Annotated in this window: 7 protein-coding genes and 1 pseudogene; all 8 read left to right on the top strand. The window is 68.6% G+C overall.

Features of this window, described 5'->3' with window-relative positions; genetic code table 11:
• Positions 1-287 precede the first annotated feature (287 nt).
• Complete coding sequence (locus tag ACFQ6S_RS16820; RefSeq protein ID WP_383409458.1) at positions 288-1,559, top strand: extracellular solute-binding protein; 1,272 nt, start codon at positions 288-290, stop codon at positions 1,557-1,559.
• A gap of 109 nt (positions 1,560-1,668) precedes the next feature.
• Positions 1,669-2,673, top strand: coding sequence for a carbohydrate ABC transporter permease (locus tag ACFQ6S_RS16815; protein WP_383409455.1), 1,005 nt, complete (start codon positions 1,669-1,671; stop codon positions 2,671-2,673).
• A 13-nt stretch (positions 2,674-2,686) separates the two neighbouring features.
• A complete protein-coding gene (locus tag ACFQ6S_RS16810) occupies positions 2,687-3,586 on the top strand; it encodes a sugar ABC transporter permease (protein WP_383409452.1) in 900 nt (299 codons plus the stop codon).
• 217 nt (positions 3,587-3,803) lie between these two features.
• Positions 3,804-5,480 (top strand): glycoside hydrolase family 13 protein, encoded by a 1,677-nt coding sequence (locus ACFQ6S_RS16805; protein ID WP_383409449.1) that lies wholly within the window; start codon positions 3,804-3,806, stop codon positions 5,478-5,480.
• Positions 5,481-5,699: 219 nt separating this feature from the next.
• Positions 5,700-7,076 carry an alpha-amylase family protein gene (locus ACFQ6S_RS16800; RefSeq protein WP_383409446.1) on the top strand — a complete coding sequence of 459 codons (1,377 nt, stop codon included), beginning with the start codon at positions 5,700-5,702 and terminating at the stop codon, positions 7,074-7,076.
• A 210-nt stretch (positions 7,077-7,286) separates the two neighbouring features.
• A complete protein-coding gene (gene pulA, locus ACFQ6S_RS16795; protein WP_383409443.1) occupies positions 7,287-12,689 on the top strand; it encodes a pullulanase-type alpha-1,6-glucosidase in 5,403 nt (1,800 codons plus the stop codon).
• Between the two features lie 75 nt (positions 12,690-12,764).
• A pseudogene (locus ACFQ6S_RS16790) lies at positions 12,765-14,475 on the top strand (SpoIIE family protein phosphatase).
• A 28-nt stretch (positions 14,476-14,503) separates the two neighbouring features.
• Positions 14,504-14,860, top strand: coding sequence for a 5-carboxymethyl-2-hydroxymuconate Delta-isomerase (locus ACFQ6S_RS16785; protein WP_383409439.1), 357 nt, complete (start codon positions 14,504-14,506; stop codon positions 14,858-14,860).
• Positions 14,861-14,867 lie beyond the last annotated feature (7 nt).

Raw genomic sequence — 14,867 nt, 5'->3', positions numbered from 1 at the left:
CGCGCTCCCTCGTGAAAGTGATGGCAAGAGCTTGCAGAGTCTTGCACAAGTGCCGCACATGCCGCCCCACCGCGTAAGAACAGCGTCTCACGGTGGTCGCCGTGCGGTCACGCCCGGATAACTTCAGCGCTCTCTTGCACTTTTTTTCTGCAAGGTCTTTCGTAAGTCTTTCAGCGCTGTTACGTTCACGTCGCCCGGCGGCCGCAACGGCGCAGTCGGCAAGACAGCAGGGCTCGGCAGACGGGGCCGCCCTGCATCACACGGGCTTTCACCCTCAAGGAGAACTCATGCGGCGTGGCATAGCGGCCACCGCGCTGGTGGCGTCCCTCGCCCTGGCGGCGACGGCCTGCGGCGGCGGGGACGACAGCGGCAGCGACTCGAGCGGGCCGGTGACCATCACGTGGTGGGACACCTCCAACGCCACCAATGAGGCGCCGACGTACCAGGCCTTGGTCAAGGAGTTCGAGGCCGCCAACAAGGACGTCAAGGTCAAGTACGTCAACGTCCCCTTCGACCAGGCGCAGAACAAGTTCGACACCGCCGCCGGTTCCAAGGGCGCCCCGGACATCCTGCGCTCCGAGGTCGGCTGGACCCCCGCCTTCGCCAAGAAGGGCTTCTTCCTGCCGCTGGACGGCACCGACGCCCTCGCCGACCAGGCCAAGTTCCAGCCCAGCCTGATCGAGCAGGCCAAGTACGAGGGCAAGGTCTACGGCGTTCCGTTCACCACGGACACCCTCGCCTTCGTCTACAACAAGGGCCTGTTCAAGAAGGCCGGCGTCGAGGCTCCCAAGACCTGGGACGACTTGAAGAAGGCCGCCGCCACGATCAAGGACGAGACCGGCGTCGACGGCTACTGGGGCTCCACCCAGGCCTACTACGCCCAGACGTTCCTCTACGGCGAGGGCACCGACACGGTCGACGCCGACGCCAAGAAGATCACCGTCGCGGGCGCCGAGGCCAAGAAGGGCTACGGCACCTGGCTGAGCCTCTTCGACGGCAAGGGCCTGCACAAGGCCGACACCACCGCGGACGCCTACGCCCACATCCAGGAGGCGTTCGTCAACGGCAAGGTCGCCGCGATCATGCAGGGCCCGTGGGAGATCACCAACTTCTACAAGGGCTCCGCGTTCAAGGACAAGGCCAACCTCGGCATCGCCACCGTCCCCGCCGGCTCCGCCGGCAAGGCGGGCGCCCCGACCGGCGGCCACAACCTCTCCGTGTACGCCGGCTCCGACGAGGCGCACCAGAAGGCCGCGCTGAAGTTCGTGAACTTCATGACCTCGGCGAAGGCCCAGGAGACCATCGCCCTGAAGAACAACACGCTGCCCACCCGTGACGACGCCTACACCGCCGAGGTCAAGGCCGACCCGGGCATCGCCGGCTACCAGGGCGTCCTCGCCGCCGCCCAGCCGCGCCCGGCGCTGCCCGAGTACAGCTCCCTGTGGGGCCCGCTGGACACCGAGCTGCTGAAGATCGCCGGTGGCAAGGAGTCCCTGGACAAGGGCCTGGGCACCGCCGAGACCTCCATCGCCAAGCTGGTCCCGGACTTCAGTAAGTGACCCCGAGTGGCCGCCGGATCCCCCTGCTCAAGGGGGGAGGGATCCGGCGGCCACCGGCCTGTGCGCCGTACACCCCCGATCTGCTGATCTTCGAGAAGGTTGTCGAACCATGACAGTCGCCATCGACCGCGCGACCGGCAAGCGCCGCGGTGACCGCGGGAAGCGGCCCGGTCTCGGCCGGCGCCTCAAGCACGGCTACCAGAAGCACTGGTACGCCTACGCGATGATCGCCCCGGTGGTGATCGTCCTCGGCGTGCTCGTCGTGTACCCGCTGGTGTACGGCTTCTACCTCACGCTCACCGACGCCAACAGCCTCAACAGCGCCCGCACGATCGGCGTCAACCACATCGACGCCACCTACAAGTTCATCGGCCTCGACAACTACGCCGACATCCTGTGGGGCGACACCGCGTACGACCGCTTCTGGTCGCACTTCATCTGGACGATCTTCTGGACCGCGGCCTGCGTCACCCTCCACTACACGATCGGCCTCGGCCTCGCCCTGCTGCTCAACCAGAAGCTGCGCGGGCGCACCCTGTACCGGCTGATCCTGATCCTGCCGTGGGCCGTGCCGACCTTCGTCACCGTCTTCGGGTGGCGGTTCATGCTGGCCGACGGCGGCATCATCAACTCGTTCCTGGAGACGCTCCATCTGCCGACACCGCTGTGGCTGGAGGACACCTTCTGGCAGCGGTTCGCCGCGATCATGGTCAACACCTGGTGCGGTGTGCCGTTCATGATGCTCTCGCTGCTCGGCGGGCTGCAGTCCATCGATTCCACGCTGTACGAGGCCGCCGAGATGGACGGCGCCAACCGATGGCAGCAGTTCCGGTACGTCACCCTGCCGGGCCTGCGGTCCGTCAGCTCCACCGTCGTACTGCTCGGCATCATCTGGACCTTCAACCAGTTCGCGATCATCTTCCTGCTGTTCGGCGACACCGCCCCGGACGCCCAGATCCTGGTCACCTGGGCCTACTACCTCGGCTTCGGACAGCAGCCACGTGACTTCGCGCAGTCGGCCGCCTACGGCATGCTGCTCCTGGCCATCCTGATCGTCTTCACCTCCTTCTACCGCCGCTGGCTGAACCGCAATGACCAGCAGCTCGCGATCTGAGGCAGGAGTCCCCATGAGTACGACCACTGTTGAGACCCCGGTGAACAAGCAGGACTCCATGACCACTGCCCACCCGCGCAAGGAACGCCGCCGCGGCCTCGGAACCTCCGTCGCCTCCCACGGCATCCTGATCGTGGCGAGCCTGATCGCGCTGTTCCCCGTGGCCTGGCTGGTCTTTCTGTCGCTCGGCCCGGACAAGGACGACTATCTCCACCCCGGTGGCATCTGGGGGAAGATGACGCTGGACAACTACACATTCGTCCTGCAGGAGACGAAGTTCTTCGACTGGCTGACGAGCACACTGATCGTCACGCTGGGCACCACGCTCGTCGGCCTCGTCATCTCCGCCACCACCGGGTACGCGGTCTCGCGGATGCGCTTTCCGGGCTACAAGAAGTTCATGTGGGTGCTGCTGGTGACCCAGATGTTCCCGGTGGCCGTACTCATGGTGCCGATGTACCAGATCCTGTCCGAGCTCCAGCTCATCGACAACTACCTCGGTCTCATCCTCGTCTACTGCTCGACGACCGTGCCGTACTGTGCCTGGCTGATGAAGGGCTACTTCGACACCATCCCGTTCGAGATCGACGAGGCGGGACGCGTCGACGGACTGAGCCCCTTCGGCACGTTCGGGCGACTGATCCTGCCGCTCGCCAAGCCGGGTCTGGCGGTCGCCGCGTTCTACAGCTTCCTCACGGCTTTCGGCGAGGTCGCGTTCGCGTCCACGTTCATGCTGTCCGACACGAAGTACACGTTCGCGGTGGGTCTGCAGACGTTCGTCAGTGAGCATGACGCGCAGCGGAATCTGATGGCCGCGACGGCTGTGCTGATCGCCATACCTGTGTCCGCGTTCTTCTACTTCGTGCAGCGGAACCTCGTGACCGGCCTCACGGCAGGCGGCACCAAGGGCTAGAACGCCGGTTCGGTAGCGCCCTGATAGGGGCGCGGGGAACTGCGCGACCAGCCACGACGGCGCAGCACCAGAACTCGAGGCGGTCGCGGTGGCCATCCGACCCCGCTGTCACCGCGACCGCCTCGTCATAACCGTTGTACGCACACCTGACCCCATGACCCTTCGCCCGCTTTCGAGCTCGCTCGAGCGGGGGGACCCCCACCGCACCAAGGACGCCATGAGCCAGCAGCACTCCGCCATCGCCCCGGCCCCGAATCCCGCCAAAGCCAAGCGCAGCGACTGGTGGCGGGACGCGGTGATCTACCAGGTCTATCCGCGCAGCTTCGCCGACAGCAACGGCGACGGCATGGGTGACCTGGAAGGCGTACGCTCCCGCCTGCCGTATCTGCGCGACCTCGGTGTGGACGCCGTGTGGCTCAGCCCCTTCTACGCCTCCCCGCAGGCCGACGCCGGCTACGACGTCGCCGACTACCGGGCCGTCGACCCGATGTTCGGCAACCTGCTCGACGCCGACGCGCTGATCCGCGACGCCCGGGAGCTGGGGCTCAGGATCATCGTCGACCTGGTCCCGAACCACTCCTCCGACCAGCACGAGTGGTTCAAGCGAGCCGTCGCGGAGGGCCCCGGCTCCTCGCTGCGGGACCGCTACCACTTCCGTCCCGGCAAGGGCGAGAACGGCGAACTCCCGCCCAACGACTGGGAGTCCATCTTCGGCGGCCCGGCGTGGACGCGGGTCACCGAGCCCGACGGCACCCCCGGCGACTGGTACCTCCACCTCTTCGCGCCCGAGCAGCCGGACTTCAACTGGGAGCACCCGGCGGTGGGGGACGAGTTCCGCTCGATTCTCCGCTTCTGGCTCGACATGGGCGTCGACGGCTTCCGTATCGACGTGGCCCACGGCCTGGTGAAGGCGGAGGGGCTGCCCGACCTCGGAGACCACGATCAGCTCAAGCTGCTGGGCAACGACGTCATGCCGTTCTTCGACCAGGACGGCGTGCACGAGATCTACCGCCAGTGGCGCACGATCCTCGACGAGTACGCGGGTGAGCGCATCTTCGTCGCCGAGGCCTGGACCCCGACCGTCGAGCGCACCGCGAACTACGTCCGCCCGGACGAGCTGCACCAGGCCTTCAACTTCCAGTACCTGTCGACGGACTGGGACGCGGAGGAGCTGCGCAAGGTCGTCGACCGCACCCTGGAGGCGATGCGCCCGGTCGGTGCCCCCGCCACCTGGGTCCTGTCCAACCACGACGTCACCCGCCACGCCACCCGCTTCGCCAACCCGCCCGGCCTCGGCACCCAGATCCGCACGGCCGGCGACCGCGAACTCGGTCTGCGCCGGGCGCGTGCCGCCACTCTGCTGATGCTGGCCCTGCCCGGCTCGGCGTACATCTACCAGGGCGAGGAGCTCGGGCTCCCGGACGTCGTCGACCTGCCCGACGAGGTGCGCCAGGACCCGGCGTACTTCCGCGGCGCGGGCCAGGACGGCTTCCGTGACGGCTGCCGGGTGCCGATCCCGTGGACGCGCGGGGGTTCGTCGTACGGCTTCGGCACGGGCGGCAGTTGGCTGCCGCAGCCGCAGGGCTGGGGCGAGCTGAGCGTCGAGGCCCAGACCGGCGACGCCGACTCCACCCTGGAGCTGTACCGCTCCGCGCTCGCCGCCCGCCGTGCGCAGCCCGACCTGGGCGCGGGCGACTCGGTGGAGTGGCTCCGCGCACCCGAGGGTGTCCTGGCCTTCCGCCGAGGCGAGTTCGTGTGTGTCGCGAACACCACCGGCGAGTCCGTCACCCTCCCCGCCCACGGCCGCGTCCTGCTCACCAGCGGCGAGATCACCGAGGCGGACGGCGAGACCAAGGTCCCGTCGGACACGACGGTGTGGTGGACGACGGCCTGACGACGTAGCCGGGCGTTTCGCCGATTCGAGGGGCCTGCCGCCCAGTTGGGTGGTAGGCCCTGTCGCGTTCCGGGCGTTTGTGAAAGTTCTTTCTTCGATTTTCAAGGGCCTTGCTGTAAAGCTTTCGTTAGCGGTACGTTCACGCCGGCGCCCGGCAAAGGAGCCGCGCCGCGGCGCAGGGGGGAACCGACTGAGCCGCAGACGCAAGGAGTTGACGCCTTGATATCCAGATGGTCCGTCACCGCGACCGCACTCGCCGCAACGGCCGCAGCCCTCTCGGCCCCCGGCATCGCCCAGGCCTCCCCGCCCGGCACCAAGGACGTCACCGCCGTCCTCTTCGAGTGGAACTTCGCCTCGGTGGCGAAGGAGTGCACCAACACCCTCGGCCCCGCCGGCTACGGCTACGTCCAGGTCTCCCCGCCCGCCGAGCACATCCAGGGCTCGCAGTGGTGGACCTCGTACCAGCCGGTGAGCTACAAGATCGCCGGGCGCCTCGGTGACCGTACGGCCTTCCAGAACATGGTGAGCACCTGCCACGCGGCCGGGGTGAAGGTCGTGGCCGACACCGTCATCAACCACATGTCCGCGGGCAGCGGCACGGGGACGGGCGGGTCGTCGTACACGAAGTACGACTACCCCGGCCTGTACTCGTCGTTCGACTTCGACGACTGCACCGGTCAGATCAGCAACTACCAGGACCGCTGGAACGTCCAGCACTGCGAGCTGGTCGGCCTCTCCGACCTGGACACCGGTGAGTCGTACGTCCGCGGCGCCATCGCCGGCTACATGAACGACCTGCTCTCGCTCGGCGTCGACGGCTTCCGCATCGACGCGGCGAAGCACATGGACGCCGCCGACCTCGCGAACATCAAGTCCCGGCTGAGCAACCCCTCCGTGTACTGGAAGCAGGAGGCCATCTACGGCAGCGGCGAGGCCGTCCAGCCGACCGAGTACACGGGCAACGGGGATGTGCAGGAGTTCCGCTACGCCTACGACCTCAAGCGCGTCTTCAACAACGAGAACCTCGCCTACCTGAAGAACTACGGCGAGGGCTGGGGCTATATGAGCAGCGGCGTCTCCGGTGTCTTTGTCGACAATCACGACACCGAGCGCAACGGCTCCACCCTCAACTACAAGGACGGCGCCAACTACACGCTGGCCAACGTCTTCATGCTCGCCTGGCCCTACGGCGCGCCCGACATCAACTCCGGCTACGAGTTCTCGGACACGGACGCGGGTCCGCCGAGCGGCGGCTCCGTGACCGCCTGCTGGCAGAACGGCTGGAAGTGCCAGCACGCCTGGCCCGAGATCAAGTCGATGGTCGCCTTCCGCAACGCCACCCGCGGCGAGTCGGTCACCAACTGGTGGGACAACGGCGCCGACGCCATCGCCTTCGGGCGGGGGAGCAAGGGCTTCGTGGCGGTCAACCACGAGTCGGGCAGCCTGAGCCGCACCTATCAGACGTCCCTGGCGGCGGGCACCTACTGCAACGTCCAGAACAACACGAGCGTGACGGTGAACTCCAGCGGCCAGTTCACGGCCACGCTGGGCGCCAACACCGCCCTCGCGATCTACGCCGGCAAGTCGAGCTGCTGAGCCGAGCCTCGGCCTCTCGCGTGCCGCGCATGGCACCGGTGACCATGCGCGGCACGCGCCACGACCTGTCCGCGTGGACCAACTCGCCTCGCCGGCAGCCGGTCTGAAACTTCTTACCGATGCTTTCAAGCCTCTTGCTGTAATCCTTACGGCGGCGATACGGTCGCGCGGGGTCGGACCCAATGAGCCGTGATCGCAAGGAGTCCATCTGTGATACCGAGATGGCAGACGCCGTCGAGGCGCCGAACAGCCCCTATCGGACGGGTCGCCGCGGTCGTCGCGACCGCGCTGGCCGCAGCGCTCGTCCAGCCTCTCGCGGCGAGGGCGGACACTCCGCCCCCGCCCCCGTCCGACGCGCGGCTCGCCGCCGAGCCCGCCCGGCACGACGCCACCCGTGAGCAGTTCTACTTCGTCCTGCCGGACCGTTTCGCCAATGGCGACACGGGCAACGACAAGGGCGGACTGACCGGTTCGCGCCTGGCCACCGGCTACGACCCCACCGACAAGGGCTTCTACCAGGGCGGCGACCTCAAGGGCCTGACCAAGCGCCTCGACTACATCAAGGGCATGGGCACCACCGCCATCTGGATGGCCCCCATCTTCAAGAACCGGCCCGTGCAGGGGACGGGGAGCGACGCCTCCGCCGCCTACCACGGCTACTGGATCACCGACTTCACCCAGGTCGACCCGCACTTCGGCACCAACAAGGACCTGGAGACCCTCATCTCCAAGGCCCACGCCAAGGGCATGAAGGTCTTCTTCGACGTCATCACCAACCACACGGCCGACGTCGTCGACTACGAGGAGAAGTCCTACGACTACCTCTCCAAGGGCGCCTTCCCGTATCTGACGAAAGACGGCAAGCCCTTCGACGACGCGGACTACGCGGACGGAAAGTCCGGGTTCCCGGCCGTCGACACCGACTCCTTCCCGCGTACGCCCAAGGCCACGAAGAACTCCAAGGTCCCGTCGTGGCTCAACGACCCGACGATGTACCACAACCGCGGCGACTCCACGTTCGCCGGTGAGAGCTCCACGCACGGTGACTTCGGCGGCCTCGACGACCTGTGGACCGAGCGTCCCGAGGTCGTGCAGGGGATGGAGAACATCTACCAGCGGTGGGTGCGGGACTTCGACATCGACGGCTTCCGGATCGACACCGTGAAGCACGTCAACATGGAGTTCTGGACCCAGTGGGCCACCGCTCTCGACTCCTACGCGGCCAAGCAGGGCCGCGACGACTTCTTCATGTTCGGTGAGGTCTACTCCGCCGACACCGGCATCACCTCGCCGTATGTCACCGAGGGCCGCCTCGACGCCACGCTCGACTTCCCCTTCCAGGAGGCGGCACGCCAGTACGCCTCGCAGGGCGGCAGCGCACGCAAGCTGGCCGGCGTCTTCGGCGACGACTACAAGTACACGACCGACAAGGCCAACGCCTACGAGCAGGTCACCTTCCTCGGCAACCACGACATGGGCCGCATCGGGTACTTCCTGAAGCAGGACGACCCGAACGCCACCGACGCCGAACTGCTCGCCAAGGACGAGCTCGCCAACGAGCTGATGTTCCTCAGCCGCGGCAACCCGGTCGTCTACTACGGCGACGAGCAGGGCTTCACGGGCGCAGGCGGCGACAAGGACGCCCGCCAGACCCTGTTCGCCTCCAGGACCGCCGACTACCTCGACGACGACCAGATCGGCACCGACCGCACCCACGCGAGCGACGCCTACGACACCGATGCGCCGCTGTACCGGCAGATCGCGGCTCTCGCCAAGCTCCGCAAGGCCAACCCGGCCCTCGCCGACGGTGTCCAGACCGAGCGGTTCGCGGCCGACGGCGCCGGGATCTACGCCTTCTCCCGCACCGACGCGAAGACGGGCGCCGAGTACGTCGTCGCCTTCAACAACGCCGACGAGGCGAAGACGGCGACGTTCGGTACCGGTGCGGCCGGCATGACGTTCAAGGGCATCTACGGCAGCGACGACTCCCTGAAGAGCGACGACGCCAAGAAGCTCACCGTCACCGTCCCGGCCGGCTCGGCGATCGTCCTCAAGGCCGCGGGCAGGCCGGCCCAGCCCGCCGCCGAGCCGGCGATCACCCTCAAGGCCCCGGCCACCGGCGCCACCGGCACCGTCGAGATCGGAGCCGATGATGGGGGAGGCGGACAGCTCAACCGCGTGGTCTTCGCCGCGCAGGTCGGAAACGGCAAGTGGAAGACCCTCGGCTCCGCCGACCACGCCCCGTACAAGGTCACGCAGATCATCGGGAAGGACGTACCGCCCGGAACCGCCCTGCGCTACAAGGCGGTTGTGATCGACTCGGCGGGACGCAGGGCGAGCGCCACGGCGGCCTCGACCACCGGCACCCCGCCCGTCCCCGAGACCCCCAGCGCCTCCTCCCGCGACTACGCGATCGTCCACTACAAGCGCACCGACGGCGACTACAAGGACTGGGGCCTGTACGCCTGGGGCGACCTCGCCGACGGCGAGTCCACCGAGTGGCCGAACAGCCACCCCTTCGTCGGCCGGGACGCCTACGGCGCCTTCGCCTACGTCAAGCTGAAGCCCGGCGCCGCCGGCATCGGCTTCCTCGTCATCGACAAGGACGGCAACAAGGACGTCTCCGCCGACCGCACGATCGACGTCACCAAGACCGGCGAGGTCTGGATCGAGCAGGGCAAGACCGACGTTCTCACGCAGAGGCCGGACCATCCCGAGCAGGACAAGACAAAGGCGACCATCCACTACCAGCGCACCGACGGCGACTACGACGGCTGGGGTCTGCACACCTGGACGGGTGCCGCGAACCCCACCGAGTGGTCGAACCCCCTGAAGCCGGTCAAGACTGATACCTATGGTGCGGTCTTCGAGGTACCGCTCACCGACGGTGCCACCAGTCTCAGCTACATCATCCACAAGGGCGACGAGAAGGACCTGCCCACCGACCAGTCGCTCGACCTCGAGGCGAACGGCCATGAGGTGTGGCTGTTGAGCGGCCAGGAGAAGTACCTGCTCCCGCAGCCGGCGGGCTCCGCGGCGGCCCTCGACCTGACCACCTCCAAGGCGGTCTGGATCGACCGGGACACCGTCGCCTGGAACGGCTCGGACGCGGCCGCCTCCACCCAGCTGCTGTACAGCCGGGACGGCGGGATCGCGGTGCAGGACGGCACGCTGACGGGTGACGCCAAGTGGCTGCGCCTGTCCAAGTCTTCCCTCACCGACGCCCAGAAGGCGAGGTTCCCGCACCTGAAGGACTACGCCGCCTGGTCCGTGGACCCGCGTGACCGCGACCGGGTGCGCGACGCCCTCAAGGGGCAGGTCGTCGCCTCGCAGCGGGCCGCGGGCGGCGCCGTCCTGGCCGCGACCGGTGTGCAGATCGCCGGTGTGCTCGACGACCTGTACCCGGGCGCGACGAAGGCCGACCTCGGGCCGACCTTCGACAAGGGCCGTCCGACGCTCTCCGTCTGGGCGCCGACGGCACAGTCGGTCAAGGCCGAGATCGGCGACTCCACCGTCGCCATGAAGCGCAACGACAGCACCGGCGTCTGGTCCGTCACCGGGCCCAAGTCCTGGAAGAACAAGCCGTACCGGTACGTCGTGCAGGTCTGGGCGCCCAGCGTCCGCAAGGTCGTCACCAACAAGGTCACCGACCCCTACTCGGTCGCGCTCACCGCGAACTCCGAGCGCAGCCTCCTCGTCGACCTCGGCGACAGGTCCCTGGCGCCGGCGGGCTGGTCGACGTACACCAAGCCGAAGGCGGTGCCGCTGAAGGACGCCCAGATCCAGGAGCTGCACGTCCGGGACTTCTCGGTCGCCGACAAGACGGTGCCCGCGAAGGACAAGGGCACCTACCTCGCCTTCACCGACAAGCTCAGCGACGGCTCCAAGCACCTGAAGCAGCTGGCCGAGGCGGGCACGTCGTACGTCCATCTGCTGCCGGCCTTCGACATCGCCACCATCCCGGAGAAGAAGTCCGACCAGGCGAGAACCGACTGCGACCTGGCCTCCTTCCCGGCCGACTCCGAGCGGCAGCAGGAGTGCGTCGCGAAGATCGCCGCGAAGGACGCCTACAACTGGGGCTACGACCCGTACCACTACACGGTCCCGGAGGGCTCGTACGCCTCCGACCCCGACGGCACCGCGCGTACCGTCGAGTTCCGCAAGATGGTGAAGTCGCTGAACGAGGACGGCCTGCGGGTCGTCATGGACGTCGTCTACAACCACACGGCGGCGAGCGGACAGGCCGACACCAGCGTCCTCGACCGCATCGTCCCCGGCTACTACCAGCGGCTCCTCGCCGACGGCTCGGTCGCCAACAGCACCTGCTGTGCCAACACCGCCACCGAGAACGCCATGATGGGCAAGCTGGTCGTCGACTCCCTCGTCACCTGGGCCAAGGAGTACAAGGTCGACGGCTTCCGCTTCGACCTCATGGGCCACCACCCGAAGGCCAACATCCTCGCGGTCCGGGCGGCCCTCGACGAGCTGACCCTCGCCAAGGACGGCGTCGACGGCAAGAAGATCATCCTGTACGGCGAGGGCTGGAACTTCGGCGAGGTCGCCGACGACGCCCGCTTCACGCAGGCCACGCAGCAGAACATGGCCGGCACCGGCATCGCCACCTTCTCCGACCGGGCGCGTGACGCCGTACGCGGCGGCGGGCCCTTCGACGAGGACCCGGGCGTCCAGGGCTTCGCGTCCGGGCTCTACACCGAGCCCAACTCCTCCGAGAACAACGGCACTCCCGAGGAACAGAAGGCGCGTCTGCTGCACTACCAGGACCTGATCAAGGTCGGTCTGTCCGGCAACCTCGCCGGCTACCGCTTCACCGACACCGCGGGCAAGGAGGTCAAGGGCTCCGAGGTCGACTACAACGGCTCACCCGCCGGCTACGCGGCCGCTCCCGGTGACGCCCTCGCCTACGCGGACGCGCACGACAACGAGTCGCTGTTCGACGCCCTCGCCTTCAAACTGCCCGCCACGACGAGCGCGGCCGACCGGGCCCGGATGCAGATCCTCGCCATGGCCACGGCGACCCTGTCGCAGGGCCCGGCGCTCTCCCAGGCCGGCACCGACCTGCTGCGCTCCAAGTCCCTTGACCGCAACTCCTACGACAGCGGCGACTGGTTCAACGCCATCCACTGGAACTGCGCCGACGGCAACGGCTTCGGGCAAGGGCTGCCGATGGCGGCCGACAACGCGTCCAAGTGGTCGTACGCGAGGCCCCTGCTCGGCACCGTCAAGGTCGGCTGCGAGCAGATCGAGGGCGCCTCGGCGGCGTACCGGGACCTGCTGCGGATCCGTTCGACGGAGAGCGCCTTCTCCCTCGGCACGGCCGAGCAGGTGCAGTCGAAGCTGTCCTTCCCGCTGTCCGGCAAGGACGAGACGCCCGGCGTGATCACCATGCGGCTCGGTGACCTCGTCGTCGTCTTCAACGCGACACCCGAGAAGCAGGAGCAGCGCGTCGCCGAGCTCGCCGATGCCGGGTACCGGCTGCATCCGGTGCAGGCCTCGGGCGCGGACCCTATCGTCAAGTCCGCTTCCTACGAGGAGGAAACAGGCACGTTCGCCATTCCGGGTCGTACCGTCGCCGTCTTCGCACGAGCCCTCTGATACGGCACTAACTTGAGTGGGGCGGACCCGGTAGACGGGTCCGCCCCACTCACGCCTATCCAAGGGCTGCCGACGATGGAGGGTTACGTCAAGTCGGGCGCGACCGTGATGGTCGTCGACGACGTCCCGACCAACCGCTACGCCATGGGCGCCGTGCTGCGCCGCGCGGGCCACGACGTGGTGCCGGTCGCGAGCGCGGGCGAGGCGCTGAGCGAGCTCGACGAACGGCTGCGGGCGGGCGCCCTGCCGGACGCGGCTCTCGTCGACGTCGGGCTGCCGGACATGAACGGCTTCGACCTGTGCCGCCTGGTCAAGTCCCGTCCGTCCACGGCCGCGCTGCCCGTCGTCCACTTCTCCGCGATGGCGATGGACGCGGGGGACCGGTGCCGGGGGCTCGACGCGGGCGCCGACGCCTATCTGACCGTGCCCGCCGAGCCCCGGGAGATCCAGGCCGTGGTCCAGGCGGCGGTCCGGAGCGCGCCGGCGCACCGCCGCCGAGGCGCTCGCGCAGCGGCTGACGCTGCTGTCCGAGGCCATCGTCACCGTGCAGACCGCGCGCTGCCTGGGGGAGCTGGCCGACGCGGCCGCCGCGGGCGCGGCCCGGCTGACCGGCACACCCGCCGTCGTCTTCGTCATCGGTCCGGACGGCGAAGCCCACCACGGCACTTCCCGCAGTCGGCTCGCCCTGTCCGACGCGGGCCCGCACCAGGCCGCGGCCCGGCTGATCTCGCGGATCGCGGACCGACGGGCCGGAGTGCACAGCACCGTCGTCCCGGCGCCCCTGTGGCCGGCGGGCCTCTTCCGACCCGGCGCCCAGGACGACGCCCACCTGGTGCTGGCGTCGGCCAAGGAGAGCCGAGCCCAGGTGTGCATTGCCACGCCGCTGCGCCGGACCGCGGTACCAGCAGCGCCCCGGAGAGGCGCGGAGCTGTATCGCAATGCGGCTCCGCCGCGGGGCGCGACCAGCCACCATCAAGCCGCACACGACCGACGGCAGAGCGCGGTATTTCCTCTCGCGGCACATCCCGCGGAGCGCCTCGCCCAGGCCACCGCGCTCGCCGCCGAGCCGCTGCTGATGTACCAGGCGGAGCGGGACATCGCCCTCACCCTCCAGCACAGCTTCCTGCCCCAGCCGCACCGGCTGCCCCATCTGCCGGGCGTCGACCTCGTCGTACGGTACGTGCCCGCCTCCCGGCAGACCGAGATCGGCGGGGACTTCTACGCCGCCCTGCGCACCCCGGGCGGAGTGCTCACCGCCGTCGGGGACGTCGTCGGGCACTCGCTGGACGCGGCCACCGTGATGGTCGAGATACGGCACGCACTGCGCGCCTACTGCGTCGAGGAGAGCGACCCGAGGGCGCTCGCCGAACGGCTCGACCAGATGCTGCTGCACTACCACCCCGAGGTCACCGCCACGGTCTGCCTCGCCCTGGTCGACTCCGGCACCGGGCGGGTCCGGATCGCCAACGCGGGCCACCTTCCGCCGGTGCTCGTGCGGGAGGAGGGCAAGGCCGAGTACGTCCCGGTGGACGGCCCGCTGCTCGGGCTCGGCCTCGACCGGCCCGAACCGAGCGAGCTGGTGCTGGACCGGCAGGACCGTCTCCTGATGGTCACCGACGGACTCATCGAGACCCGCGGCATCGACCTCGCCGCCTCCATGGAGCAGCTGCGCACGGCCGCCGCCGACGCCCCGGACGGCCTCGACGGGCTGTGCGACACCCTGCTGGGCTGCTTCGGGCACGACCGGGAGGACGACATCGCGATGTTGGCACTGAGGTTAGGGTGAGCGCTGCCGCCGTAGAACAGGAGTGCTCATGCCGCAGATCACCGTCGACCACTCGCAGACGATCTCCTTCGACCGGAAGGGCTTCGCCAAGGACCTGCACACCGCGACCGTCGAGATCGCGGCGGCCAAGCCGGAGGCGTGCAAGACGCAGTTCCGGCCCGGCCAGTTCACGGCCTTCGGCTACGAGGACCCCGAGGAGCAGGGCCACGCGGTCGTCCATGTCACCCTCGGCCTGCTCGCCGGACGCAGCGACGAGACCAAGGCGAAGCTGACCGAGGCGGTTCTGGAGCTGCTGCGCAAGCACATCGAGGACGACGGGATCGTGCTGCACGCCTCCGCGGAGGTGCGCGACCTCGACCCCTCGTACCGCAAGTTCGAGCGCTAGGCCTTGG

Source organism: Streptomyces sp. NPDC056479, from assembly GCF_042795335.1.
Lineage (GTDB): Bacteria > Actinomycetota > Actinomycetes > Streptomycetales > Streptomycetaceae > Streptomyces.
Note: the sequence above shows the minus strand (reverse complement) of the source record. Positions and strands in the feature narration are given on the sequence as shown.